Genomic DNA, 25,702 nt, shown 5'->3' with positions numbered 1-25,702 from the left:
AAGTACAAAAACGTTTGATACAAACAAATTTTTAACGGTTTAGAGAACTAGAAATCACACAGAAACGAAACATGCGAGAGCAAAAATAATCAAACAATTATTAAACCGGAATACGTTGATTCACCCTGCAGGATTACTCATAATAAAATGAAAATCATAATTATGACTTACAGTCCTAACCCAATGTAAGCTATAGCCAGCGATGATAGCGCGAGGATTCCATTGCGATTTATTTCTTCTCACTTTTTCTTTCTACTGGCTTTCACTGCTTTTCAAGCTCAAGCTAAAGTATCTTCTTCTCTCGATACAAACACCCTCTATTTAGGTCAAAAAATCACGCTGACCTTAGAAACTGATCAGCAAGATGTCACTCGGCCAAACCTAAGCCAATTACAAAAAGACTTTAATATTGTTGGCACACGCAAAGTCACTGTCTCGAGCCATACCACAGGATCGGTAACGACAAAAACACGTTGGGTGCTACAACTAAAACCTCGAAGGGACGGCGAGCAAGTTATTCCTTCTATCTTTGTAGGACAGCAAGCCAGTCAAGAACTTCCAATCTCAGTGCTACCCGCTAATGATAATCCTGAACTTGCAGAAGGCACTGGCAGAGCGATCTTTCTAGAATCCAGCCTTGATAAAGATGAACTCTACGTAAATGGGCAAGCGATTTTACGCTCGAAGGTTTTCCATCTTGCTCCATTACCTTTGGATGCAAATTTAACAGCGCCAGAATCACCTGATGCGATCATCAAGCCGTTAGAAGAGCAAAAGCAATATACCAGTATGGTGCGTGGTCAGAACTATAATGTTACCGAAACAAGCTATACGCTGTTCCCACTTCAGGAAGGCGAAGTAGAGATTAGCCCAGTGTTTTTCTCAACCACTCTATCGAACAACACAGTGGTCGAACTGAATAGTGAACCTCTATTGCTTTCGGTATTACCTCCCGCTAATCAGAACACACGCAAGTTATGGCTTCCAGCCACATCGATCTATATCGAAGACAACTTGGAAGAACTCAATCAGGTTAGTCAATCTGACAAGCTTACAAGGATAATCAAACTAGAAGCTGAAGGATTACCCTCTTCTTCTCTACCCTCAATGGCATCATTACAAAACCCTGATGCCACCATCACCCTACTCAATGTCGTTTTAGAAGAACGCATGACCGAGCAAGGTGTTATCAGCCAACGAGTGGAAGAACTAGAAATTACACCTAGCAATAGCAAAGAGATCATCTTGCCTTCAATCGACATTCCTTGGTGGAATACAACAGCCGACAAAGGCCAGACAGCCTCTATCACTCAGAGGAAAATTGAAGTTACACCTGCGGTTATCCCTACCAACAGCTCTGAATCAGATAAAGAGGGGTCCTCTGGTTCGATCACTTTTTTAGTTTGGATTCTAACAGGGATCAGTATTGCAGCGACTCTGGCCTTTATCTATACGTTTAACCATCTGCGTAATATTAAAAAGCAATCTAAAGAAGAACCTGATCATTCGTTCTTTGAAGAGGAACAAAAGCGGGTTGCGTTTGAGATAACAGAGAAAAACACTTTTCAGGCTTTCTCAATCGCCTGTAACCAAAACAATCCCAATGTTGCTCAATTGCGTTTAGTTGAGTGGGCTCAAAGCTTTTGGGCTTCACCTGAAATACAGTCGCTAGAATCCGTGTGCGAATACGCGAATAACCAAACGATAAATCTGTTGGTAATGGATCTACAGCAACATCTATACGGCCAGCAAGACGAGTATTGGCAAGGAGACCTCATATTAGACGCCATGTCGAAAGTGAGGGCTCGACAGCTTCGTCAACGCTTGGATCTGAAAGACGGACAACAACGTTTGGACTACAACCATTAACAATACAGACCCAGTAAAGTGGAGCGCTAAATGGAATACACTCGACATACGGCACTAATGCGTATGGTTGGCCTAGGCGGGGTCGCTTCAGAAGAAAACGAACGCGCCAAACGCTGGGGGCGCCGATTTGAAGGGCCAATGGTGCTGGCTGCGATATGGATTCTTATAGACTGGTATCTGCAATCTAAAGGTGTCTCTAACGCTTACACCTCTTTTGCTTCCGACTGGCTGATTTGGCTACTATTTATGTCAGAGCTGTTTGTGATGCTATGGCTGGTTAATGATCGCATTAAATACCTCAAGCACAATTGGATGAGTCCACTCATCGTACTTGGTGGTCTACCGGTTATATGGGGTGTTGATACCTTCTATGCAGGGATAATCCGAACCCTTAGGCTTGCTCTAACCATCGGAATCTTCCTGCGTGTTTCTAAAGATACCCGTGATCTCTTGTCTCGGCATAACTTAGGTATCACACTCTTTATCTGCTTTATCATCTTGGTGATTTCCGGACTGCTAATTTCAGGTATCGATCCTGCCTTTGAAACACCTATGGATGGTTTATGGTGGGCCTGGGTTACCGTTACTACTGTAGGTTATGGCGATCTTGTACCCGCGACAACTGAAGGCAGAATATTTGGCTCGCTTCTCATCCTAATGGGATTAGCCATGTTCTCCATGTTAACCGCTAGTTTCTCCGTGTTCTTTATCGAACAGGATGAAAGAGAGCTAACTCAAAAAGAAGAACGCAATATTGAACGTATCGAAGGTTTAGAAAGAAAACTAGAAAAGATTGAAAACCAGCTAGACCAAACTCTAGAGGCGTTAAATAAACTCACCGAACAACACAGCCAATCATCTGATGACAAAAAACCTAACTCCTAAAATTCCATTCAGAAGTTAGGTTTTGTCTAAGTGTCTTACGACAGAACTGCTCGATTAAATCACTTTCTTAAAGCAACAGCTGTCTAATATCGGTTATAGCGCTATTGATATAGGCCATAAAGCGACCTGCATCACCACCATTAATTACCCGATGATCAAAGGACAAGCTCAGTGGTAACTGCTTTCTCGGCTGAAACTCACGTCCATCCCAAACAGACTTTATACTTGCCTTAGCAACACCCAAAATCGCGACTTCTGGGGCATTAACAATCGGTGTAAAGCCTGTGCCGCCTGTAGGCCCTAAACTCGATATAGTGAAACAACCGCCCTGCATATCCGCTGGCTTTAGTTGCCTTTCACGCGCTTTACCAGCCAAGTCATTTATCTCAATAGACAGCTCAGAGATACTTTTGCTATCTGCCCCTTTTATCACTGGTACGACCAATCCCGCAGGAGTGTCTACAGCAACGCCTATATTGACGTAATTTTTATAGATAATCTGCTTACCATCAGAGCTTAACGAACTGTTAAACAATGGGTACTTACGTAAGGTTTGAGCAATAACCTTCACAATAAAGGGCAGTATGGTTGGCGCTTTTTCTAAGTTCAGAAACTCAGGCTTAAGCCCTTTTCGAAAAGACTCTAGCTCTGTGATATCAGCTTCATCAAATAGAGTGGCATGGGGAATATTCAACCAACATCGCGTCATATGCTCTGAAGTCGCACGCGCAATATTAGACATATCCTTAAAATCAACGGCACCAAAGCGACTAAAATCCTGTTCAGGTATCTGAGGAATACCTGAAGATTGCGGCATTGCCGTTTTCTGAACTCGTTCTAGTTTAACGAATGCCTTAATGTCTTCTTTTAGAATTCGGCCTCGAGGGCCTGTTCCCGAGATATCCTCGAGATTTACGCCAAGCTCTCTAGCCAATTTGCGAGCTGCAGGCCCTGAATACACCTGACTGGATACTGCACTCTTTGCACATTGCTCGCTTTTAACAGGTCCTTCAGAACTTCTATTGTCGCTGCTTATTTCAATGCCCCCTGCATCATGCTTTAGTGCCTCAGTTTCAGTCTCTTCTTTAACTTCTCTAGCAATCTCTTGATAATCATTTTTACCCACTACTCCTTGTTCCAGCACTGCACAAAGTAAAGTTCCACTTTCAACCGTCGAACCCACGTCAAGGAGCCATTCCTCCAATATACCCTCAACAGTAGAGGGCACTTCCATAGACGCTTTATCTGATTCAATCACTAGCAGTGATTGACCAATTTTGATCTCTGCACCTAAATCCGCGCACAACTCAACTACTTCGCCAGATCCATCAATATCTGGCATAGATACAACTTCTGAACCCATCTTTATTACCGCTTGTTAGTCTCTACAAATGAGAGACGTTTTATTTCTTAGAAAATTAAAAATAAGCAGGGTCTGCTTTTTCATAAGGAATTTTGAGCTTATCTCTTGCGCTATTTAGCGTTTCACGGCTAAGCACCTCTTTGCTATAGAGGCGAGATAAGGCTGCCCAAGCGATAAAACGGGCATCAACTTCAAAATGATCTCTGAGGGTTGGACGGCTTTCACTTAATCCGAAACCATCCGTGCCCAATACAACGGGATCTTCTGGGAACCATCGAGCAATGCCGTTGGGTAAAGATTTCACAAAATCACTGACAGCTACAAAAACACCCTGTTCGTGTTTCAGAGCAATTTGAAGATAGCTCTCAGCATTAGCATCGGGGTTCAGTAAATTCTCCCGCTCGACAGCCAATGCATCTCTGACCAACTGGTTATAGCTGGTCACACTCCAAATATCGGTACTACAACCAAACTCTTCTAAGATCTCAGCGGCTTTTAAAACCTCCTGCATTAAACTTCCACTACCAAACAGATGCACTTTATGCCCAGAGTTTTCATTCTTAACGTAGCGATACATCCCTTTTAGAATCTCCTTTTCACACCCCTCAGGCATAACTGGCATTAAGTAGTTTTCGTTGTACAAGGTGATGTAATAAAAAATATTTTCATTATTGATATACATCCGCTCGATACCATCTTTGATTATCACCGCTAACTCGTAGGCAAACGCGGGATCGTAGCTGAGCATATTAGGTACTGTTGCAGCGACAGCTTGGGAGTGACCATCTTGATGCTGAAGACCTTCACCATTTAGGGTTGTTCTACCTGCCGTGCCACCTAAAAGGAAGCCTTTCGCCATACTATCAGCACAAGCCCAAATCATGTCTCCAACACGTTGGAAACCGAAGATCGAATAAAAGATATAAAACGGGATGGTTGGCACCCCGTAGTTTGCATAGGAGGTTCCTGCCGCTAAGAAAGACGCCATCGCACCTGTCTCACAGATCCCCTCTTGCAACAGCTGACCATCTTTAGCTTCTTTATATGGAAGCAAACTACTTGAATCCACTGGGTTATATTTCTGACCTTCAGAAGAATAGATACCAAACTGTTTGAAAAGAGACTCCATACCAAAGGTACGTGCTTCATCCGGCACGATAGGCACAATGTATTTACCTATCTCTGGATCTTTTAATAGATGAGACAACATACGAACAAAAGCCATGGTTGTGGATTGCTCGCGTTTCGTACCAGATATCGCCTCTTTAAACAGGGCTAAAGGAGGAAGCGCTAGTTTTTCGAAGTTCGCATTTCTGGACGGTAGATATCCACCTAACATTTGTCTCTGTTTGTGAAGATACTGAATTTCTTGGCTGTCTGGGCTTGGCTTATACAAGCTTGCCGCAGCCAACTCTTCATCACTCAATGGAATTTCAAAACGACGACCAATCTCAATTCGCTCTTCGGCCGTTAACTGCTTTTTCTGATGACTTGTATTTTGCCCTTCAGCACTCGCCCCCATACCATCGCCTTTAACAGTTTTCATTAGAATAACCGTTGGCTTACCTGTATTTTCCATGGCTTTATCAAACGCACTAAAGATCTTCTGTCGATCTTGGCCGCCACGTTTTATACAACGAATCTGCTCGTCGCTCAGCGTCTTCATCAACTCCTCTAAACGAGGATCATTTTGCGTCCAGTGATCGCGCACACTCTGGCCATCGGAAACTGTGTAATATTGGTAATCGCCATCCACAGCTTGATCCATTCGATCTTGCAGAATACCTTCACGGTCTCGTAAGAACAGTTCATCCCATTCACTGCCCCAGATCACTTTGATAACATTCCAACCAGCACCACGATAGCTTCGTTCTAGCTCCTGAATAATTTTGCCATTGCCTCGCACAGGGCCATCCAAGCGCTGCAGATTACAATTGATCACCATCACCAAGTTATCTAAGTTATCTCGGCTGGCCATGTTGATTGTCCCTAACACTTCGGGCTCATCCGATTCACCATCACCAATGAAGCACCAGATTTTTCCACCGTTTGGCTCTTTCAAACCACGATTTTCTAAATACCTCATAAATCGTGCTTGGTAGATTGCCGAAGGCGTAGAAAGCCCCATCGATGCGGTCGGTCCCTGCCAAAAATCAGGCATACGTCTCGGATGAGGATAAGAGCTTAATCCTCCCCCTTGTTGAAGTTCTCGACGGAAATTAGCCATCTGCTCGTCAGTTAGGCGGCCTTCAAGGTACACTCTCGCATATATACCTGGAGCAGCATGCGCTTGGACTAATAGCTGATCACCACCATACTTATCTGTGTGCTGTTTAAAAAAGTGGTTTAAACCCACTTCCAACATAGTGGCTGCGGATTGATAGGTCGCAATATGCCCACCAACACCTGTACCTTGATCATTCGCCTTAACCACCATCGCGAGAGCATTCCAACGAATAATGTTTTCAAGCTTCTGTTCTAACTCTCTATTTCCGGGGTAGCTGCGTTGCTCATTAACAGGAATCGTATTCCGATAAGGTGTATTCAACGTGGCTTCCGTTGTGTGAACACCCTGTTTAAACAACGAATTTTGTAAGAGACGAATGATGTCACGGCCACGCTGCGAACCTTGTTCTGCCATCACATCGTCAAGCGCATCAATCCACTCTCTGTTTTCTTGATTTCGCTCATCTTCACCTAAGGCTTCAATAGCTTTATTTAAATTGTTCATAGGAATTTCCAAGGACTAAGAATCTATAAAAAGGGGATTCTTATGGAATCCCAAACGTCCCGGATTAGGACAAGCTGCATCAATCTTGTGAATTGAACTCTGGCTCAGGGGATGAATTGCCCAAGCAAGTTTGGTGTAAATAAATTAGCAGCAAGCCCTTAGTGAAAGTTCTCAAAAAAATCACAATTCAACTCATTTTCTAGAGAAAAAAGCCAATAAAAGAGAATAAATTGGCACAAATAGCCAACAACGAACTTAATATATTAGTTAAGCGCTTTTTATACCGATAAAGGATGCAAACAAACCATGTGCAGGAGTCTGCATCTTAAAGAGCGAACATTTGCGTTTAAGAATCATCGCTAGAAAGGCTTAATCAGAATCGTTAGGATAGTTAAAATACCTCTGATCATTGCTATTTAAATGCGAAATTCATTCAATCATTAGCAAGCATCACTAGTTTCTAAAATAGCCGTAGGAAATTATGCCAAGCAAAAAACTAGACCGAATCGACCAGCAAATTTTGGAAGAGATTCAAAAGAATGGAGATATCAGCAATTTAGAACTAGCTGAAAAGGTCAACCTATCCCCTTCACCTTGTGCACGCAGAGTTAAACAACTAGAAGACGCCGGTATTATTGAAAAACAAGTGACGTTGCTGAATAAGAATGCTGTGGGGCTGCCTATGAGCGTTTACATTCATGTGTGTCTAGATAAACAAAAGCCCGAAATTTTAGACAATTTCGAGCGTATTATTGCCAGCTATGAAGAAGTCGTCGAGTGCGCATTGATTACAGGTAGCGCAGCTGACTACATCTTAAAAGTACTTATGCCAGATATGTCCTATTATGAGAAATTCCTTCTGAAAGAGCTTAATCAGATAGAAGGGGTAAGCAGTATTAGAACTAGCTTTGTTATGCGCCAAATAGTAAGCCGTACAGAACTTCCGTTATCCCACATTAGCTGAGGTTATCAATTCATGTCGACGAATCCAGATACAACAAAACTCACTGGTCAGTGTTTATGCGGCGGTATCAAGTATGTGGTCACTGGCTTACAACCTAAGATGGCGCATTGCCATTGCAGTATGTGTCGTAAATTCCATGGCGCGGCATTCGGTACTTATGGAGTCGCTAAGGTAGAGAACTTTAAGTGGCTACAAGGTGAAAAGTTACTTAAAACTTATACGTCACCTAATGGCACCAAACGACAGTTCTGTTCCGAATGCGGTTCTAGCTTAACCTTTGCACCTATTAATAACCCTGGCACCCATGTTGAATTTACTTTAGGCACATTAGATAGCGAAATTACCGTTAAACCAGATAGTCATATCTATTGCAGCTATAAAGCTGATTGGTACGAAATTTCAGATGATTTACCACAATTCCCCGAAGGCAGAGAAAGCTAGAAGCACTCGTTAGAAGTTTACGGCTGAATACATCGCTCCAGAAAGCTCTGGATAGTGAAACTTATAGCCTATCTCTTCTAGCTTTTCGGGGTAAACGCGTTGCCCTTCCACCAACAACTCCGCGCCCTCACCCAACATCAGGTTGATAACAATGCCTGGCATTGGCATAAATGCTGGTCGACCTAAGGTCTTTCCTAAGGTTTTGGAAAACTCCGCATTCGTTGCAGCGTTTGGTGAGGTTAAGTTAAATGGGCCTGATAGTTGATCGTGGGTTAATAGCATAGAGATTATTTCAATCTCATCATCAATATGTATCCATGACATCCATTGTTTGCCACTGGCAATCGGCCCACCTAGTCCGAGTTTAAATGGCAGTAACATCTTGCTTAATGCACCACCGTCACCCAGTACCACCCCTGTTCGGATGAGGCATACTCTGACTCCAAAGGCTTCTGCCTTTAACGCTTCTGCTTCCCAATCGGCACAAAGTGTATGCGTAAATCCTCTATTTGGCAGGCTTTCTTCGCCAAGTTTTTTATCGTCGTCATGACAACCGTAATAGCCTATTGCTGAACCACTAATGAGGACCTTCGGTTTTACGGTTTGTGCTTCGATCCACCCAACGAGCTCATGGGTTAGATCGATACGACTCGCTCGCAGAAGCTGTTTACGATCCTCGGTCCACTTCTGATCGGCAATCGGCTCACCAGCTAAATTGATAACAGCATCTACCGCTAATTCATCCTGTGGAGGTAGATCACGAATCGCCTCAACTCTTCCTTGAAACAATTCCGCAACTTTAGAAGGGTTCCGGCTCCAGCATACCACCTCGTCTCCTTCAGCTAATCGAGCTTCGATAAAGTGTTTACCGATAAAACCTGTTCCACCTGTCACTAAAATTTTCATACCTTTTTCCTTAAGGATTAAACCCATCATATAGCTGTTATTCGGTGCTTATAACAATTACAGCGAAAAGTAATTTAGTCGCTGCAGCAGAACTCTATTGTTGTTACGATGCATTGCAGTATTTAGATTAGCAAATTTATAAGAGTGCACCGATGTTTACTGGAATTGTTCAAGGTAAAGCGACAATCAAAGCTGTTGAAACTAAAGCCGATTTTATGCGGCTGCAAGTAGAGCTTCCTTTAGAGCATTGTGACAATTTGCAAATTGGCGCCAGCATCGCTTTAAACGGCACCTGCCTAACCGTTGTCGAATTTGAGAATAACTTAATCAGCTTCGACCTGATTATGGAAACACTTAAATTAACCAATCTAGGCGACCTCGCGCCAGGTGATCAGGTTAACTTTGAACGTGCCGCTAAATTTGGTGATGAAATCGGTGGCCACCTACTTTCAGGTCACATCCACCAGCAAGTAAAAATTGCCAAAATCGAAAAGCCTGAAAACAACTGGATTGTATGGTTTGAAGCGGCCCCAGAATTTCAACGCTATATATTTGCCAAAGGTTTTATCGGACTTAACGGCTGCAGCCTAACCATTGGTGAAAAACAGGATAATCTGTTCAACGTTTACCTCATCCCAGAAACCTTAGCGGTTACAACCTTTGGAGACTTAGGCGAAGGCAGCAGGGTTAATATGGAAATTGATGCCCATACGCAAGCGGTGGTGGAAACAGTAGAACAATATATGAACAGCCATAACTTATTAAAAACTAAATAAAATTGTCATTAATATTTCTCAACAAAAATGTTAAAAAAAACTTTATAGTTTAAGTTAAGTGCCGATAACCCTTTAACGGATCCTATTAAAGGCGAACTATGAGTTTAAACGAGCTAGAAAAGGAAAATCAGGAGCTCAAGCGCACCCTTCGCTTAATGTTAAGCAAGGCTGAGCGCAATGAGAGTGTCCTGAATAGCTTTTTTGATGTGGAGATTCGCCTTCTCTCATGCGCTCGTTTATCTGAGTTACTCGATTTAATGCTGATTGAGTTTAAAGACCTCTTTAAACTGAGCAATGTAAATCTCATCCTATTCGATCCGGAACATGCTGCACGCACTCTGCTAGACGATTATGTACCGCCACCTCCAGGCAATACGTTACAGTTTGTACAAAGCCAACGCTTACTAAAATCGTTATACCCTAATCAAAAACTCATTGTGGGTGCGCCAAGCGAAGCTGTGCGCAGAGAAGCCTTCCCTGTAGCAGATAACCCGATTGAGTCCTGCGCACTGTTGCCACTGATTCGCCAAAACTGCCTTATCGGCAGCCTGCATTTAGGTAGCGCAGATGCGAGTCGATATACCCAACATGTTCGCTACGACTATATTCAGCACTTAGCTTCTGTGATTTCTGTTTGTATCGAAAACTGCATTAACCAAGAAAATCTACATCGATTAAGCAGCATCGATATGCTGACGAAAGTGCATAATCGTCGTTCGTTTGATCAGGAGATAGTTCGAGAGCTGTCCCGTGCAAGCCGTGCTAATCACTCTTTAGCCTGCCTGTTTATGGATCTAGACCATTTTAAAGTAGTTAACGACACCTACGGCCATCAAACCGGTGACAGAGTTTTAAGAACGGTAGGTTTATTCTTAGGTAAACAACTGCGCAAAACTGATATTATTGCGCGCTATGGCGGCGAAGAGTTCGCGGTACTACTGCCAAATTGTGATAAAGCGCGGGCGATGGAAATAGCAGACACATTGAGACAGAAACTTTCTCGTCTTATTTTCCGCGATGAGAATGCCAAGCCATTTAGGATGACGACATCTGTCGGCGTATCTCTGTGTACACCAGCTAACTATCCTAAAGAAAGCCTTAACAATATTGCCTATCAACTGATCCAGTCAGCGGATAAGGCAGTCTATGAATCCAAACATAACGGTCGTGACCAAGTCTCTTTTACTCAGTTTCAAGAGCCTCAAATCGATCTAAGCCAAATGCTTAACTAATTCTACTTAGTATCTCAGTAATCAGAGAGAAAACTATGTTCCCCTCTGAGTAAAAACGATATTGGTTAACAAGCTTCGCTCAGTTCCAGCATAAGCTCTTTATAAAGTACCATATACTCTCGAGCCTGAACTTCCCCAAAAAGCGGATCCTCTTGTTTTGGAAGCTGCTTTTCAATCATCGCTAGCTCTTTATCGCTCACCGATTCTTGAATCAGTGGAAACAATTGCCCCTCTTCGAAATTAAGATGTGTCATTTGTAGCGAGACAAAATCATCTAATAGGCTGGCAAATTCATCCATTGGCATCACTGAATCATGCAAAATACCATCAACAGCCTCTTTCAGTTGAAGGCTGGAGCTTTTTAAAGCTTCGTGATCTTTAGCGCAGTTGAATAGATGCTTATCCAATTCGGGATTCCGATCAGCCAAACATTTGTACATTTTATCTTCGCGGGGATGATGGTGGCCGTCGGCGTAATTAGAGATATAGTCAATCAGATCAGCCATAAGACTGAAATTAGGCTGCTGTCCTGCTTTAAGCTGATTAACTTTCTGACGCAAGATTACTAATAGCTTATTAAGATTTACATGATCCTGATGTAGCTCGGCTAATATCGTCATACTTACACCTCAAAAGGTTAGTCCAATAACCCAATATAGACGATCAGGGAGAAAGACCTTTGACAAAGATCAAGCAAAACTGGGTTTAAATCGGGAGAGAGAATGCAGTTATTTTTAAAACTGAAATTTTTCCTTTAGCTTCAAAGGGGTAGGTATAAACAAAAGTTTAAGCCAAGGTCAGTAATGATGTTAACTCAGACAGGTTTTTCACTCTGATATCTGTATCTTCCGGCCAGTGACGATCTTTCAGATCAACATGTACAGTACTTACACCCGCTGCACGCCCTGACAACAGATCCAAATGAAAATCCCCCACCATTACGCCTGAATGGTTTGGCAATGCCCACTGCTTTAATAGTATATGAATACCTTCAGGGGATGGCTTGGGCTGGCTGTCTTCACGACCCAGAACATGAGCCTTTTCGAAGAATGTATCCGCACCAATCGCCTTTAATGATAATAATGCTAATTCGTGGGTATTACGGGTAAGAATACCCATCTGACAATCAGCTGCAGCTATCACTTCTAGGCAATCGAGCACGCCTTCAGCAGGAGCTGCTTGGGATGCATATTCCCTTTCTAGAATATCAAGCTCAGCATTCATCCATCGCTGACGCTCTGGAGGCTGACGCTTAATACATTCAAGAATATCATCACTAGGATCTATACCTAGTTTCTGGCGAATCAGTTCAAAATCATGAACAGGTTGAGTTAAAGTGCCATCAAGATCAAATATCCAAGCACGCTTCTCTTTTAGATCTAACAACTCTTCCTCACAAATAATTTCTCACAAATAAAAATGCCGAAAAGCTTTCACTTTTCGGCATTCTACGACCCCACAAGTAAATCTGGATCAGATTTTATTCTGCAACTGCGTAGCAAGCTTCGTTAAATGGATCTAGTGGGTTTTCCAATAGATCATCTTGTTTGAAGTAAAGAATACGACCTTCAAACTTAAGGCTCTTAGTAGAGAACCAACGATCAAGCTCTTCTAAACTTTCATCGCTAGAATTCGCGTCTAACCAACTAGTGATTACATTGTAAAAATAAACACCAAATAGACCTGCTGCTGCACCGAGGAAAAATTCAGACGCTAGCGCAAACAACATTAACACAATGCCAGCAATCCAAATGCGGTTAGCTTTGGCATTTTTGTAGGCATCAGTAGATGATTCATGACTATCTTTCAAACGCATGTAGCGACGGAAATTTTGTTGGATGTCGAATTTATCTTCAGTAGATAGTAATTTAGACATGTTGCTTCCTTGGTAAAACGTATCTTTATTATTTGTTATAGCGCTAAACAAGATAACGCATGTTCAGCTTTATTCCTAAGCGAGTATAGCCGAGGTAAACTCATCCGTCCCCCCGGCTAAAGGCGTATATTGCATTTTTTTTTACGCCAAGCTTTTACTCACCACTTCGAAGACATCTTTTGATAGATTTCCACTGTCTCGAATGCGCTCTAGCTCTTTAAGCATAAGCGCTTGACGCACTTTGTCATATTTCTTCCAACGACTCAATGGCGTCACCATTCTCGATGCTACTTGCGGATTTTGAGCATTCAGCTCAATAATTCGATCAGCCAAGAACTGGTAACCCGAACCATCTTTCGCATGGAAATTAACTGGGTTCTGAGCACAGAATACAGAGATAAGAGAACGCAACTTGTTCGGATTTTTAGCATCAAACGCCGGATGTTCCATCAATGCTTTAACGCGATCAATAGCTTTCTCTTTTGGATTAGAGGCTTGGATAGACAACCAGATGTTGACCACTAAACTCTCATCCTTCCAACGATCATAGAAATCATCCAATAAATCTTGAGCTGCCTTGTCATTTTCAGAGTGGGCCACTTGCACCAATGCCGCCTGCATATCGGTCATGTTATCCGACTTAGCATATTGAGCTTGCGCAAGCTCTAGATACTCAGGTTTATCTAAGGACGTTAGATAAGATATACATAGATTTTTCAGGCTTCGACGAGCAATGGAGTCAGAATCTGGTGAATATTGCAGATCAAGGTCATTATCTTGATAACACTGCAACAATGTAGCCTCTAGCTCTGCCGCTAATGTATGACGTACGAACTTGCGTACGTTGTAGATAGCATCGACATCAATCTCATCAGCTAGCTCAGACAAATAAGCTTCTGAAGGCAGCGTTAGCACCTTGCTGACCATTGCTTTATCCAAACCTTCTGTTTCCAGAATTGATTTGTACGCTGACACTAGACGCTCATCTAACTCCAACGTTTTACCTTCACGATAGTCAGCAATTAACCCTTGCATGATATCCACTGCGAGCTTTTGAGCAGCATCCCAACGACTAAAGCCGTCACTGTCATTTGCCATCAGGAACATCAGCTCATCACGCTGATACGGATAGAACAGTTTCACAGGGGCTGAAAATCCACGCAATAACGAAGGCACTGGCTTCGCCGTTAAGCCTTTAAATGTAAAGGTTTGCTGAGCCTCTGTGATATTAAGCACCTCAGTGCTTTGACCATTAGCCAACACAAGGTCTTTACCATTCTCATCAAGCAAGCCAAGAGCTAATGGGATATGGAATGGTAGCTTCTCATCCTGACCCGGTGTCGCTGGGCAGCGCTGCTCCACATGAAGCTGATAATCGCCCGTTGATGCATCAAAACTATCAGTAACATGCAATTCCGGCGTACCGGCTTGAGAGTACCAATTGCGGAACTGAGATAGATCTTTACCCGAAGCATCTTCCATCGCAGAAACAAACTCTTCCGTTGTCACCGCTTGACCATCGTGGCGCTCGAAATAAAGATCAGAACCTTTACGGAATAATTCAGGGCCTAATAAGGTGTGAATCATTCGCACAACTTCTGCGCCCTTTTCATAGATAGTCAGGGTGTAGAAGTTTGAAATTTCAATAAACGAAGCTGGCCTGATTGGATGTGCCATTGGGCCTGCATCTTCAGCAAACTGAGCTGTACGCAGTACACCAACATCCTCTACGCGTTTCACTGTGCGTGAGTTCATATCAGCAGAGAACTCTGCATCGCGGAATACGGTGAAGCCTTCTTTCAAACTTAACTGGAACCAATCACGACAAGTGACACGATTACCCGACCAGTTATGGAAGTATTCATGGGCCACAACCCCTTCAACGCGCTGAAAACCCATATCAGTGGTCGTAGCAGGATGAGCAAGCACACAAGAAGTATTAAAGATATTTAAACCTTTATTCTCCATTGCTCCCATATTGAAGAAGTCGACCGCAACAATCATATAGATATCTAGATCATACTCACGACCGTAAACCTGCTCATCCCAAGCCATCGACTTTTTCAGGGACTGCATCGCGTAATCTAATTTATTCAGGTCTTTCTGCTCAGCATAAATGAGCAGCTCAACTTCACGTCCGGACGAGGTCGTAAAGGTATCTTTAATATGCTGAAGATCGCCTGCTACTATTGCAAAAAGATAAGCTGGCTTGCTGAAAGGGTCTTCCCATTTGACCCAGTGACGACCATCACCAAGCTCACCTTTATCAACCAAATTACCATTGGAAAGTAATACTGGATAAGCCTGTTTTTCAGCTTCAATTGTTGTGCTGAAGACAGACATCACATCGGGACGATCAGGATAGAAAGTGATACGGCGGAAGCCTTCGGCCTCACACTGTGTACAGAACATACCGTCTGATTTATACAAACCTTCTAATGCAGTATTCGTTTCCGGATGAATTTTTGTCAGCGTTTTTAAGGTAAAGCTGTCTGGCAGATCAGAAAGCAACAACTCTTCACCTTCACGCTGATAATCAACGTGTTCGACACCATCAATCGAAAGATTCGATAACTCTAGCTCTGGGTGCCCGAATAGCACTAGCTTCGGAGTTAAATCCTCACACTTCGGATTTCGGCAGATTTTTAATTCTGCTGTGACCAGAGTTTCCTGCTCAAACAATTGAAAACGCAGGTCGGTGGTTTCTATCAGATAAGATGGAACTTTATAGTCTTTAAGGTAAATAACATTGGGTTCTTGAGACATGATTTCACCTAGTCAGTTATCAGGCAGATACAGATACCTGATACGCTGTGAATTTACGCATATTGATAACGCCAGTATCTAAGATCAGGTACTGCCCTTTTATCCCCTGCAAAACGCCAGATACTTCGGCCGTTTTATCAAAATTAAACGATGTAACTTTTGTCGGGTAAATCAACACAGGGTAGTTGATCTCTATTTGTTCAGCATCTGGCAAACGCTGAATAGCTTGGATACCAAAAGTCTGTTCGAGTTCCGCCAAACCTTCACTACATTTTTCAAAAAGCTGATCACGAATTTCAGCAAGCGTTAAAGGCTCAACTTCATTTTTAAGCATTTTGCGCCAGTTAGTTTTATCTGCTACATGCTCGCCAAGAAGGCGCTCAACTTTGCCTGACTGCAAACGTGTTGCTACTTTCAGAATCGGCAATGCTTGAATAGCACCTTGGTCCATCCAACGTGTTGGAATTTGAGTGCCGCGGGTAATACCAACTTTTACACCCGATGAGTTAGCTAGATAAACGTAATGGTCTTGGAAGCAAAACTGCTCACCCCAACCGGCATCACGACAAGTGCCTTCATGGAAATGGCAAAGTTCAGGTTTAACTATGCATTGATCACATTGAGGGAGACTTTTAAAGCAAGGGTAACAAAAACCTTGGTTAAAGCTTTTGTTAGTTTTACGCCCACAATGAGTGCAATTGATCGCACCCTTGTATTCTAAGGAGATAGGTTTACCAATGAGCTCATTCATTGGCACTTCCTGGTCACCTACAGGTAATTTGTAAACAACGCCTTCAAGTGTTAGTTCGGTGCGCATTTTTTGTAGCGCACCCTGCGCTAGAATCTGCATTAATTTTTATCGTCAGTCAGAATTTTAATCGTATCGGCTGCCAATGGGTCTTTACCATGCTGAGAACCGTCTTGTTTTGTACGATCAATATATCCAACTCGTTCTTCTTCTGGCTTGTGCTCTAAGTCATAAGCAACAACGGCACGCATACAGATATCACGTTGTTCTGGCGTTAACTTACGTCCATCAGGCCATTTCCCCAACTCCACTGCACGCTTAAGGGATTTATGCATATCAGGGGTCATTGCTTGAATTAGTTGTTCGTATGTCATCATCAATCTCTTACTTTTTATCAGGTCTCACCACCTGATTTGGAATCTACAAAGTCTATCACATCCCTATTTCATTCCGCATAAATGCGACCACTTGTTCTTGAATCAAACGTCTATTCTCTTCACAAGGGATATGTAGATCTTCGAGTTCTTTTAACTGTTTTAGGTTTGCCAGAGTCGATCTTGCTTGCTCAGCTAACTGATCCGGATCGAAATAGATATCTTCACTTGCACTGAAAATCTGTACAGGCGATTTAAATCTGGACAGCTCTGCTTTTGAAAATGGCCCCGGCGGTATCAACGTCATAGGAATACCCGCTTGAAACGTCGAATAATAATACTGTTCCAATTCAGGCCAGTTATCTTCCATCAACGGTTTCATTAGCTGATCAAAATGCGGCTGGTCGGTATTAATTTTAAAGCCAATAAAAGGCAGAATCAGCTTTTTCAATGGCCGCCACAAGGGCCGAGAAAAACCCGCTGGTACAATCAAAGATGCAGCAGATATACGCTCAGGCTTGTAAGCAGCCAAATCAAGTAAAACCGCTCCACCAAACGAGAGCCCTACCATAGGTGCTTGCTCAACACCCAAAGCATCCAAAAGCTGATCGAGCCACATGGCATAGGCACTATTGGAAGGCACTGGCGCAATACCTGGAGTTTTACCTGCTTGCCCAGGAATATCAGGCGAAATTACCCGAAAATGCTTAGTCAAAGGCCATAGCAGCTCGAGGTTAAACGGTGCAGGTGTATGTAAGCCATGCAGAGCGATTAATGGCGGCGCATCTTCAGGCCCAGCCTCCATTACCCAGATAGGCCCTAAGGAGGTGGCTTGATATCGACCGGTCACATTACACTCTGGCAATTGGTTAAGTCGATCACACTGCCCTTGATAACGATGGTTAAGATCTAATGACAGTGAAACAGGATCCACTTGTTATCTCCTAGTAGCTAAAAGCTTTCCAAACGGAATAAATGCTAAACCAGCTAGCAAACCCACTAGGTGAGCGGTATTTGCAATAGCACCCAATTGCAGTGCTTCTAGAACACCAGCATAGCCAAGCACTAGCCAGAAAATTAAGAATCCCATAATACTCTGAGGCAAGCCGATCCGATGATCAGACTGGGTTTTATCCCACAACCACGCATAGCCAAGGAAGGCAAAAACGACGCCTGATAAACCGCCAAACATTGGCCCCGCATCGTGATATTGCGCAATGTTAGAGATAACGCCGGAAAACAGGATTAATAGACACAAAGTTACACGGCCTTGATAGATCTCAATCCGGCTACCCACGATCCAAATCCAAAGGGCATTAAACGCAATATGCAGCTCACTAAAGTGCAAAAAGATAGGCGTAATTAGACGCCAAATTTCAAAAGACTCTAGCGTGCCTTCCAAACCAGAGCTGTATAAACCACCATCTTTTTGAACAATGTCTGCAATCGTGAATAAACGCAGCCATTCCAGATTGTCACCAAACGAGATTAAGAAGGTAAGAACAACACTGCTCGCAATCAACAAACAGCTCATCCAAGCCTGTTTAACTTGAGATAAAAGATCTGTCTGCCCCACCGCTTTAGGAATCGCTAAAACAAAGCCTTCAAGGCTCTCACCCCGGCGACATTTCTCATATAAAGCGACAATCTGCGCAGGCTCAACCCCAACAGCAATCCAAACCTCTTGAGTATGCTCAAGCTCAACAACCCTATGCGGCACCTCGTAGCGCCATAGGATTTGGGTAAACTCTGTGAGATCTTCACCTAAGGGTACAGAAAGCACCTTAATCATTAGAGACCCAACTCATCGGCGATTTCGGTTCTTACATCAACCCATACAAATTTGTCAGGCTGAATAGTTTTTTCATCATCCAATCGATATGCAACCAACTTACCGTATTTAACCGCACTGTAATCTAAACATGCGATATTAGGTGTTATAGGTTCAGGAACCCCTTCCCGCCAATAGTGACCAATAAATAACATCTTCTCTTCTGGACCGTAATAGAGAAGATCATTATGGTCCTGCTTAGTTAATTTCAAACGAGCTATATGCTCCGGCAAAGGATCCGGCTGAAACACAACATCTGCATAATATTCCGGCTCAGCAGACCAAAACTTGGTTCTAAAGAAGCGTCTGCGATAACCGTCTTTACTCACCATGACCTCACCATCAGGCAAGCTTAAGTGTGTCCCGCGCAACAAGCGATCAGTCAGCGCCCATTCAAAGGTGCCACGTTTAGATGAACGGTGTAGAAAACGATCATCGATAATATGATTCGGGTATTCACCCTCGAACCGATCAATTAACTTTTGATGCCAACAAGCATGCACAACACGGAAATGCTCGAACTCTAGATAAATAGGCATCTCTCGAATCCACTGTAAGAACATCTCTTGCTCTTCAGGGTAATCGGCAAACTGCTCTAGGGTTTCAGCAAGAATACGGTGGTGACGTGGACTATGCTCACGTAGATAGCTAAGACCACTGCCCTCATGCCCTTCCGTACAGTAACTTAGAAAGTTGAATTCATGGTTTCCCATAACAATCTGAGCAGCGCCCGATTGCACCATATCGTAAACAACATGTAGAGACTCACGGATTCTAGGACCGCGATCAACAATGTCACCTAAAAAGATCATCTGGCGCTCTGGGTGGCAGTAGACACCATCCTTTTTGCTGTAACCTAACTTGCTTAACAAAAGCTCTAAGCTAAGGCCGCAGCCATGGACATCACCAACCAGATCGTAGCCTTTAAACTGATCAGTCACATCAATCTCCGAGCTTAGTACCCCAACCAAGTTTCTCTCGGCAGGTACTATAGAAGTCATAATTGAGCGGGTGTAACAGTTTCAGTTTATGGGGTTTTTTATGAACCGTAATCGTATCCCCTGGTGCACAGCTAATATCTTTTTGACCATCACAAGATACAGTTGGGTAAGCACCATTATTTGGACTAATTACCAACTTCAACTCACTATTGCCATTAACCACGATCGGACGGCTAGAAAGCGTATGCGGGAACATAGGCACCAGTACCAAAGCATCTAACTTCGGGTGCATAATTGGACCGCCACCAGATAGCGAATAAGCAGTAGAACCCGTTGGCGTAGAGATGATCAAGCCATCGGATTTTTGCGTGTAAACGAACTGCCCTTCAATATACAGTTCGAATTCAATCATTCGTGCGGCTTTACCTGGGTGCAGTACACAGTCATTAAGCGCAGTGGCTTCGCCAATAGGTACCCCTTCACGCTTAACAATAACATCAAGCAGGAAGCGACTATCAACGGTGTACTTACCTTCTAGTACTTCGCCTACTTTTTCTTCAATTTCATTTGGAGAGATATCAGTTAGGAAACCTAGATTACCCCTATTCACACCAAGAACTGGAACATGGTACTGAGCTAAAGAACGAGCTGCGCCCAACAGACTTCCGTCCCCACCAACCACAATAACGAGGTCGCAGATTTCGCCCATCATTTTCTGTGTGCTGGTTTGTTGGCCATGACCTGGCATAACTTCAGCGATTCGCTCATCAATAATAGTATTCAGACCGCGATCACCTAAAAAGCGAATAAGGTGCTTGAGTGTATCTATAACTGATTTACTACCTAAACGCCCAATTAGACCAATATTACGAAAGTAATCCATTATCTCTCCGGATTAACGTTTGTATGAAAAACCAGATTCTATCTAACTGATTTTTCAGATTCTTTTCAATGATTCTTTATGACCAAAACCGCAATTTGGCGCTAATCAAGCTTAAGCTAGACTTCGGGCTCCTTGCAGACCACCGGTATGAATAGCCAAAATAGTACTTCCTTCTGCATAATCACCACGCTCAATTCTCTTCAACAGGTGACTAAGCATTTTTGCAGTATAAATCTGGTCTAGCGGAAGCTGATGCTCTTTCAGCATAAAATCCATGAAAGCTATCAGATCATTAGACACTTTAGCATAGCCACCACCATGCCCTTCCAGATCTAAATCCCAGTTATCAGTGGGATCTGCACCGGATTCAGTCATAAGGTTTTCAATATCCGAAAACAGAAAATCTGCCTTTTTCAGCACAGGTATACCTAAAACCGGAATATCAGGAACAGACAAAGCCACACCAGCTAAGGTCCCACCTGTGCCAGAAGCCAGCACAATTTGATCAGGATTAACCTTAGCTAGGATCTCAGGCGTGATTATTTCTCGTGCGCCCTGCACAGCAAATTTATTACTGCCCCCTTCCGGCACGATCAAAGGGTTAGAAAAGCGAGCCTTTAAAGTCTTAAGGTATTCGGAATCATGCCGCTGACGATATTCCTGACGATTAACAAAACACAACTCCATCCCCCATGCTTTCGCATCTCTTAAGGTTGGATTATCCGCATACTCTGGCTCACCCCGAATAACACCCATGGTTTTTATCCCAGACAAGGATCCAGCCTTAGCTAAGGCGTGAATATGATTAGAATACGCCCCACCAAAACTAAGGACGCACGAGTAGCCATTTTCAAGGGCATGCTGCAGGTTGTACTTCAACTTAAACCACTTGTTACCGCTGACTATTTCATCAGTTAGATCTAAACGAAGCAGGTAAAGCTTAACCCCCGCCTGAATAGTCTCATCGGTTTCTAAAAACTGTACGGGGAACACGGGATTTTGAAGTAGCATTTTAATTAATTAGCACTGCAACATTATTGAAATATAAATGAAGTACTTTAAAAGAACATTAAATTACAGAGGAAGAAAAGCGTGGAAGACTATATCGAAGAATTACTGCTGCTTAATATTGATGAATATGAAGACGATGAATGTCTAGATGATGCTGAAGAACAATAACAGCATCATCTAGGCTGCCCTATTTAAGCGCTATCGGTCTGAACTAAATTACCAATATGCTGCTTAATCAAGAAAGTACTATTCCCGCCCGAACTTTTAGATTCATACATTGCCAGATCTGATCTTTGAACAATTTGATCTGGATTTTCCATACCGTTTGTCTCAGTCACTCCAAGGCTAACTGAAACCTTGATCAGAGAATCCGTATCATGATCAACGCTAAACGAACACTTAGAATTAAACATCATTCTAATCCGCTCAGAAGTCTTAGCTGCTGCATCAATATCGGTCTCAGGTAACAACACCATAAATTCATCACCACCATATCGAACAGCCACATCTGATGCTCGCAAGGTTTCCCGAAGAATCTCGCCAATAAGCCTTAAAACACGATCCCCTTCAAGGTGGCCAAGAGAATCATTAACCTTTTTAAAATTATCCAGATCAAAGCAGATCAAACTTAAAGGATGGTTGTAGCGCTTAGCACGATCCAACTCTTGCGCCATCACAGTGTAGAAATGTCGTTGGTTAAACAGACCTGTTAACTCATCTGTAACAGAAAGTTTATGCAATTGCTGCTCTAAACTTTGCCTCTCCGTCAAATCATGGAAGAAACCAATACTGCCACCTTCATCTTTATCAACAATCGCAGCTGATAAACGAATCGGTACGACCGCTCCATCCTTACAAGCCAGCTTAGCCTCATAACCCTCAATACTTCCAGGCTTTCCATACGAGTCGGATAGCAAAAGTCGTTTAATCTCTTTCGCCTCCTCTAAACTCGGATAGATTGACGCAATACTAACTTTTCCAATAACTTCTTCAGCCGAATAACCCAAAAGCTTCTCAGCTGCCGCATTAAACAACTGAACAACCCCTGAGCCATCAACCCCTATAACTGGGTCTGGACAGAGTGATACAAGCACGGTTTCATCCACATAATTCACTGAGGTATTCCCATCTCTTTTATTTTTATTCCAGGAAACATATTGTCTAGCGTTATTTACGCTATAAGCACATAGACTCACAAAACGAAAGGGTAACAGATACAGCCTTTAAGTAAACAACTCAAAAGTCTTGGTGCAGAAATTTAATAAATAGGAAATATAAGTAATACAAGGAAGGTACTTAGTGGTGGGCGTGGAGAGGCTCGAACTCCCGACATTCGCCTTGTAAGGGCGACGCTCTCCCAACTGAGCTACACGCCCACTAAGCATATGGCTTATTTACGACTCTTTCAGCACTTCGAAAGAGAAGTTGGCGGAACGGACGGGACTCGAACCCGCGACCCCCTGCGTGACAGGCAGGTATTCTAACCAACTGAACTACCGCTCCACATTGTATACGGGACTCGAACCCGCGACCTCTATCTACCTTGGCAGTGACAGGCCTCTACCATCAAACTATCGCTCGACAGTAGTGCTTAGTGGTGGGCGTGGAGAGGCTCGAACTCCCGACATTCGCCTTGTAAGGGCGACGCTCTCCCAACTGAGCTACACGCCCACTAAGCAGATGGCTTATTTACGACTCTTTCAGCACTTCGAAAGAGAAGTTGGCGGAACGGACGGGACTCGAACCCGCGACCCCCTGCGTGACAGGCAGGTATTCTAACCAACTGAACTACCGCTCCACATTGTATACGGGACTCGAACCCGCGACCTCTCTCTACCTTGGCAGTGACAGGCTTCTATCATCAAACTATCGCTCGACAATAGTGCTTAGTGGTGGGCGTGGAGAGGCTCGAACTCCCGACATTCGCCTTGTAAGGGCGACGCTCTCCCAACTGAGCTACACGCCCACTAAGCAGATGGCTTATTTGCGACTCTTTCAGCGCTTCGAAAGAGAAGTTACCCAAAGGGCATAAATGGCGGAACGGACGGGACTCGAACCCGCGACCCCCTGCGTGACAGGCAGGTATTCTAACCAACTGAACTACCGCTCCACATTGTAGTGCCTAGTGGTGGGCGTGGAGAGGCTCGAACTCCCGACATTCGCCTTGTAAGGGCGACGCTCTCCCAACTGAGCTACACGCCCACTAAGCAGATGGCTTATTTACGACTCTTTCAGCACTTCGAAAGAGAAGTTGGCGGAACGGACGGGACTCGAACCCGCGACCCCCTGCGTGACAGGCAGGTATTCTAACCAACTGAACTACCGCTCCACATTGTATACGGGACTCGAACCCGTGACCTGTCTCTACCTTGGCAGTGACAGGCTTCTACCATCAAACTATCGCTCGACAGTAGTGCTTAGTGGTGGGCGTGGAGAGGCTCGAACTCCCGACATTCGCCTTGTAAGGGCGACGCTCTCCCAACTGAGCTACACGCCCACTAAGCAGATGGCTTATTACGACTCTTTCAGCACTTCGAAAGAGAAGTTGGCGGAACGGACGGGACTCGAACCCGCGACCCCCTGCGTGACAGGCAGGTATTCTAACCAACTGAACTACCGCTCCACATTGTTCGTCCAAGACAGTTACTTACTGCCCCAAACGGAGTGCGAATTTTACGGGTTTTGTTCCCCATGTCAAACGTTTAAACAAAAAAAATTTCATTCTTTTTGATTGCACATTCTTTGTACAAAATCAGTAAGTTAGAATAAATCAAAGCAAAACAGTATGTTCCATTAAACTGTTCAAAAATCATCCTACACATATCAACTTACCAACTACTCATTTTTCCCAACAAATACGATTCACTTACTTATAAAGATATTTCCACATCCCTGAATTAAGTTAGAATCGTTCACTGATCAGCGATTTATATAGAGAGTGTTATATGCCAGTCTCCCCCACCGTTTCAGCTTTAGATAGTTTTATGGAGAAGCTTGATGCCATGCAGGCGCAGCCCCCTCTAATCCGATTCAATTCAGATTGGCCTTCAAAGTGCTACGCTACCCAAGCTAAAGATGGAGTTACTGTATCTTGGTGGCCAACACTACAGACGTCCCCAAGCGATATGTTTACTCGATTAGAGGAGGCTCTAGAAGAATCCATTAATCAAGACATTATCGATTACTACTGCCGTTACTGGTCAGATCCACTACCAGCTAGCTGCAGTGATGGCGATCTCAGCCTGATACAAGTTTGGAATGATGAAGATATGGAGCGCTTACGCAGCAATCTAATTGGCCACGCACTTTCTAAACGTCAACAAAAAAGACCTCTGACCTTTTTTATAGCCTGCCCGGAACCAGATGAAGACTTTTTTATCAGTGTCGATAATTTTAGTGGAGAGGTCTGGTTAGAGCGCCCAGGTAAACCGCCTATCAGAAAGTTGGCAGACAACTTAGCCGACTTTCTTAATTCATTAACCCCCCGTCTAATTCCTGATACGGAGTAAGTTAAGTTGAAACAGATACGTTTATTAGTAACCGGATTACTAGCCATATTAGCCACTAGCACCTTAACCGGTTGCATGACATTTAATTCACAAACGCTAGATCTACACCCGCAGATCCAAATCTCTAGAGTATTAAGTAAAGAAAAGCGTATAGAAATTATTCCGAAAGACTTAAGAGCAGATTCAGTCATTGGCTACCGCTATACAGGTGAAGCAGATGCACCATCTATTGTATTAAAAGATAGCCTTCATCTTCTGCAGCATACGACTGAACACGCATTGGAAGATATGGGAATCGTTCGCTTCTACGGTGGTGAATTTAATCTAACCATCAGCCTTATTGAACTTAATTACCGCGCTTCTGAATCAAAAATAAAACAGACTGTGAACTTAGATACCAAGTTAAAGGTAACGGTAAGCAAAGATAACAAGAGTTACACCGGTACTTATACAGCAGATAAACAGCAGACTTTTGTGGGCGTACCTTCAGAGGAAGAAAACGAGAGGTTGGTAAATGATCTTTTTTCCAGCGTGATGAACCTAGCAATGAATGATCAACAACTAATAGATTTCATTCAGTTTAACTAATCGTTAGA

Annotated in this window: 23 protein-coding genes and 10 tRNA genes; 8 read left to right on the top strand and 25 right to left on the bottom strand. The window is 43.4% G+C overall.

Going from position 1 to position 25,702, the window contains the following annotated elements; all coding sequences use genetic code 11:
* Positions 1 to 222 precede the first annotated feature (222 nt).
* Positions 223 to 1,869 (top strand): BatD family protein, encoded by a 1,647-nt coding sequence (locus ACMXYS_RS06325; RefSeq protein ID WP_415884173.1) that lies wholly within the window; start codon positions 223 to 225, stop codon positions 1,867 to 1,869.
* Between the two features lie 30 nt (positions 1,870 to 1,899).
* Positions 1,900 to 2,754, top strand: coding sequence for an ion channel (locus ACMXYS_RS06320; protein WP_415884172.1), 855 nt, complete (start codon positions 1,900 to 1,902; stop codon positions 2,752 to 2,754).
* 67 nt (positions 2,755 to 2,821) lie between these two features.
* On the opposite strand, the gene ACMXYS_RS06315 is transcribed toward ACMXYS_RS06320, so the two are convergent.
* On the bottom strand, positions 2,822 to 4,117 hold the full coding sequence (locus ACMXYS_RS06315; protein WP_415897964.1) for a 2-oxo acid dehydrogenase subunit E2: 1,296 nt from the start codon (positions 4,115 to 4,117) through the stop codon (positions 2,822 to 2,824).
* 55 nt (positions 4,118 to 4,172) lie between these two features.
* Positions 4,173 to 6,848 carry a pyruvate dehydrogenase (acetyl-transferring), homodimeric type gene (gene aceE / locus ACMXYS_RS06310; RefSeq protein WP_415897963.1) on the bottom strand — a complete coding sequence of 892 codons (2,676 nt, stop codon included), beginning with the start codon at positions 6,846 to 6,848 and terminating at the stop codon, positions 4,173 to 4,175.
* Positions 6,849 to 7,329: 481 nt separating this feature from the next.
* Between aceE and ACMXYS_RS06305 the strand changes: the two genes are divergently transcribed.
* Both ACMXYS_RS06305 and ACMXYS_RS06300 read left to right on the top strand, forming a co-directional pair.
* A complete protein-coding gene (locus tag ACMXYS_RS06305; protein ID WP_415884169.1) occupies positions 7,330 to 7,812 on the top strand; it encodes an Lrp/AsnC family transcriptional regulator in 483 nt (160 codons plus the stop codon).
* Between the two features lie 12 nt (positions 7,813 to 7,824).
* Positions 7,825 to 8,253 (top strand): GFA family protein, encoded by a 429-nt coding sequence (locus ACMXYS_RS06300; protein WP_415884168.1) that lies wholly within the window; start codon positions 7,825 to 7,827, stop codon positions 8,251 to 8,253.
* A 9-nt stretch (positions 8,254 to 8,262) separates the two neighbouring features.
* Here the strand turns inward: ACMXYS_RS06300 and ACMXYS_RS06295 are convergent, their stop codons facing one another.
* Positions 8,263 to 9,159: a TIGR01777 family oxidoreductase gene (locus ACMXYS_RS06295; RefSeq protein WP_415884167.1), complete on the bottom strand. Its 897-nt coding sequence runs from the start codon at positions 9,157 to 9,159 to the stop codon at positions 8,263 to 8,265.
* Between the two features lie 152 nt (positions 9,160 to 9,311).
* Between ACMXYS_RS06295 and ACMXYS_RS06290 the strand changes: the two genes are divergently transcribed.
* Positions 9,312 to 9,935 (top strand): riboflavin synthase subunit alpha, encoded by a 624-nt coding sequence (locus ACMXYS_RS06290; protein WP_415884166.1) that lies wholly within the window; start codon positions 9,312 to 9,314, stop codon positions 9,933 to 9,935.
* A 98-nt stretch (positions 9,936 to 10,033) separates the two neighbouring features.
* Positions 10,034 to 11,167: a DUF484 family protein gene (locus ACMXYS_RS06285; protein WP_415897962.1), complete on the top strand. Its 1,134-nt coding sequence runs from the start codon at positions 10,034 to 10,036 to the stop codon at positions 11,165 to 11,167.
* Positions 11,168 to 11,232: 65 nt separating this feature from the next.
* On the opposite strand, the gene ACMXYS_RS06280 is transcribed toward ACMXYS_RS06285, so the two are convergent.
* The 22 genes from ACMXYS_RS06280 to ACMXYS_RS06175 all read right to left on the bottom strand — a co-directional run bounded on the left by ACMXYS_RS06280 (position 11,233) and on the right by ACMXYS_RS06175 (position 24,220).
* Positions 11,233 to 11,787 carry a hemerythrin domain-containing protein gene (locus ACMXYS_RS06280; RefSeq protein WP_415884164.1) on the bottom strand — a complete coding sequence of 185 codons (555 nt, stop codon included), beginning with the start codon at positions 11,785 to 11,787 and terminating at the stop codon, positions 11,233 to 11,235.
* 166 nt (positions 11,788 to 11,953) lie between these two features.
* Positions 11,954 to 12,553, bottom strand: a complete 600-nt coding sequence (locus tag ACMXYS_RS06275; RefSeq protein WP_415884163.1) for an HAD family hydrolase — start codon at positions 12,551 to 12,553, stop codon at positions 11,954 to 11,956.
* Positions 12,554 to 12,647: 94 nt separating this feature from the next.
* Entirely contained in the window at positions 12,648 to 13,043 is a 396-nt protein-coding gene (locus ACMXYS_RS06270) for a hypothetical protein (RefSeq protein WP_415884162.1), read from the bottom strand.
* A gap of 141 nt (positions 13,044 to 13,184) precedes the next feature.
* A complete protein-coding gene (gene pepN / locus ACMXYS_RS06265; RefSeq protein ID WP_415884161.1) occupies positions 13,185 to 15,809 on the bottom strand; it encodes an aminopeptidase N in 2,625 nt (874 codons plus the stop codon).
* Between the two features lie 19 nt (positions 15,810 to 15,828).
* Positions 15,829 to 16,659 carry a DUF2797 domain-containing protein gene (locus tag ACMXYS_RS06260; RefSeq protein ID WP_415897961.1) on the bottom strand — a complete coding sequence of 277 codons (831 nt, stop codon included), beginning with the start codon at positions 16,657 to 16,659 and terminating at the stop codon, positions 15,829 to 15,831.
* On the bottom strand, positions 16,659 to 16,934 hold the full coding sequence (locus tag ACMXYS_RS06255; RefSeq protein ID WP_415897960.1) for a YeaC family protein: 276 nt from the start codon (positions 16,932 to 16,934) through the stop codon (positions 16,659 to 16,661). The genes ACMXYS_RS06260 and ACMXYS_RS06255 overlap by 1 nt, the downstream gene beginning before the upstream one ends.
* A 55-nt stretch (positions 16,935 to 16,989) precedes the next feature.
* Entirely contained in the window at positions 16,990 to 17,865 is an 876-nt protein-coding gene (locus ACMXYS_RS06250; protein ID WP_415897959.1) for an alpha/beta fold hydrolase, read from the bottom strand.
* A gap of 3 nt (positions 17,866 to 17,868) precedes the next feature.
* A complete protein-coding gene (locus tag ACMXYS_RS06245; RefSeq protein ID WP_415884157.1) occupies positions 17,869 to 18,723 on the bottom strand; it encodes a rhomboid family intramembrane serine protease in 855 nt (284 codons plus the stop codon).
* Positions 18,723 to 19,703: a metallophosphoesterase gene (locus ACMXYS_RS06240; protein ID WP_415884156.1), complete on the bottom strand. Its 981-nt coding sequence runs from the start codon at positions 19,701 to 19,703 to the stop codon at positions 18,723 to 18,725. The genes ACMXYS_RS06245 and ACMXYS_RS06240 overlap by 1 nt, the downstream gene beginning before the upstream one ends.
* 1 nt (position 19,704) lies before the next feature.
* Positions 19,705 to 20,586, bottom strand: a complete 882-nt coding sequence (locus ACMXYS_RS06235) for an NAD(+) kinase (protein ID WP_415887726.1) — start codon at positions 20,584 to 20,586, stop codon at positions 19,705 to 19,707.
* 111 nt (positions 20,587 to 20,697) lie between these two features.
* Positions 20,698 to 21,597, bottom strand: a complete 900-nt coding sequence (locus tag ACMXYS_RS06230) for a 1-aminocyclopropane-1-carboxylate deaminase/D-cysteine desulfhydrase (protein WP_415897958.1) — start codon at positions 21,595 to 21,597, stop codon at positions 20,698 to 20,700.
* Between the two features lie 191 nt (positions 21,598 to 21,788).
* A complete protein-coding gene (locus ACMXYS_RS06225; RefSeq protein ID WP_415897957.1) occupies positions 21,789 to 22,712 on the bottom strand; it encodes a diguanylate cyclase in 924 nt (307 codons plus the stop codon).
* 185 nt (positions 22,713 to 22,897) lie between these two features.
* A tRNA-Val gene (locus ACMXYS_RS06220) sits at positions 22,898 to 22,973 on the bottom strand.
* Positions 22,974 to 23,023: 50 nt separating this feature from the next.
* Positions 23,024 to 23,100, bottom strand: a tRNA-Asp gene (locus ACMXYS_RS06215).
* Between the two features lie 92 nt (positions 23,101 to 23,192).
* Positions 23,193 to 23,268: transfer RNA gene (locus ACMXYS_RS06210), tRNA-Val, on the bottom strand.
* Positions 23,269 to 23,318: 50 nt separating this feature from the next.
* A tRNA-Asp gene (locus ACMXYS_RS06205) sits at positions 23,319 to 23,395 on the bottom strand.
* Positions 23,396 to 23,487: 92 nt separating this feature from the next.
* Positions 23,488 to 23,563, bottom strand: a tRNA-Val gene (locus ACMXYS_RS06200).
* Between the two features lie 67 nt (positions 23,564 to 23,630).
* A tRNA-Asp gene (locus ACMXYS_RS06195) sits at positions 23,631 to 23,707 on the bottom strand.
* 16 nt (positions 23,708 to 23,723) lie between these two features.
* Positions 23,724 to 23,799, bottom strand: a tRNA-Val gene (locus ACMXYS_RS06190).
* Positions 23,800 to 23,849: 50 nt separating this feature from the next.
* A tRNA-Asp gene (locus ACMXYS_RS06185) sits at positions 23,850 to 23,926 on the bottom strand.
* Positions 23,927 to 24,018: 92 nt separating this feature from the next.
* Positions 24,019 to 24,094: transfer RNA gene (locus tag ACMXYS_RS06180), tRNA-Val, on the bottom strand.
* 49 nt (positions 24,095 to 24,143) lie between these two features.
* A tRNA-Asp gene (locus tag ACMXYS_RS06175) sits at positions 24,144 to 24,220 on the bottom strand.
* A 322-nt stretch (positions 24,221 to 24,542) separates the two neighbouring features.
* On the opposite strand from ACMXYS_RS06175, the gene syd reads away from it, so the two are divergent.
* Complete coding sequence (gene syd / locus ACMXYS_RS06170; protein WP_415897956.1) at positions 24,543 to 25,106, top strand: SecY-interacting protein; 564 nt, start codon at positions 24,543 to 24,545, stop codon at positions 25,104 to 25,106.
* A gap of 6 nt (positions 25,107 to 25,112) precedes the next feature.
* Positions 25,113 to 25,694 (top strand): YajG family lipoprotein, encoded by a 582-nt coding sequence (locus tag ACMXYS_RS06165; RefSeq protein WP_415897955.1) that lies wholly within the window; start codon positions 25,113 to 25,115, stop codon positions 25,692 to 25,694.
* Positions 25,695 to 25,702: the final 8 nt, after the last annotated feature.

Source organism: Neptuniibacter sp. QD57_21, from assembly GCF_047778075.1.
In the GTDB taxonomy this organism is placed as follows: Bacteria; Pseudomonadota; Gammaproteobacteria; order Pseudomonadales; family Balneatricaceae; genus Neptuniibacter.
Note: the sequence above shows the minus strand (reverse complement) of the source record. Positions and strands in the feature narration are given on the sequence as shown.

Coding starts and splice junctions, on each gene's coding strand:
- ACMXYS_RS06260 (WP_415897961.1), bottom strand. CDS start 16,659: ATGCAGATTCTAGCGCAGGGTGCGCTACAAAAAATGCGCACCGAACTA.
- ACMXYS_RS06290 (WP_415884166.1), top strand. CDS start 9,312: ATGTTTACTGGAATTGTTCAAGGTAAAGCGACAATCAAAGCTGTTGAA.
- ACMXYS_RS06235 (WP_415887726.1), bottom strand. CDS start 20,586: ATGGATTACTTTCGTAATATTGGTCTAATTGGGCGTTTAGGTAGTAAA.
- syd (WP_415897956.1), top strand. CDS start 24,543: ATGCCAGTCTCCCCCACCGTTTCAGCTTTAGATAGTTTTATGGAGAAG.
- ACMXYS_RS06315 (WP_415897964.1), bottom strand. CDS start 4,117: ATGGGTTCAGAAGTTGTATCTATGCCAGATATTGATGGATCTGGCGAA.
- ACMXYS_RS06300 (WP_415884168.1), top strand. CDS start 7,825: ATGTCGACGAATCCAGATACAACAAAACTCACTGGTCAGTGTTTATGC.
- ACMXYS_RS06280 (WP_415884164.1), bottom strand. CDS start 11,787: ATGACGATATTAGCCGAGCTACATCAGGATCATGTAAATCTTAATAAG.
- ACMXYS_RS06295 (WP_415884167.1), bottom strand. CDS start 9,159: ATGAAAATTTTAGTGACAGGTGGAACAGGTTTTATCGGTAAACACTTT.
- pepN (WP_415884161.1), bottom strand. CDS start 15,809: ATGTCTCAAGAACCCAATGTTATTTACCTTAAAGACTATAAAGTTCCA.
- ACMXYS_RS06230 (WP_415897958.1), bottom strand. CDS start 21,597: ATGCTACTTCAAAATCCCGTGTTCCCCGTACAGTTTTTAGAAACCGAT.
- ACMXYS_RS06245 (WP_415884157.1), bottom strand. CDS start 18,723: ATGATTAAGGTGCTTTCTGTACCCTTAGGTGAAGATCTCACAGAGTTT.
- aceE (WP_415897963.1), bottom strand. CDS start 6,848: ATGAACAATTTAAATAAAGCTATTGAAGCCTTAGGTGAAGATGAGCGA.
- ACMXYS_RS06270 (WP_415884162.1), bottom strand. CDS start 13,043: ATGTCTAAATTACTATCTACTGAAGATAAATTCGACATCCAACAAAAT.
- ACMXYS_RS06255 (WP_415897960.1), bottom strand. CDS start 16,934: ATGATGACATACGAACAACTAATTCAAGCAATGACCCCTGATATGCAT.
- ACMXYS_RS06305 (WP_415884169.1), top strand. CDS start 7,330: ATGCCAAGCAAAAAACTAGACCGAATCGACCAGCAAATTTTGGAAGAG.
- ACMXYS_RS06320 (WP_415884172.1), top strand. CDS start 1,900: ATGGAATACACTCGACATACGGCACTAATGCGTATGGTTGGCCTAGGC.
- ACMXYS_RS06285 (WP_415897962.1), top strand. CDS start 10,034: ATGAGTTTAAACGAGCTAGAAAAGGAAAATCAGGAGCTCAAGCGCACC.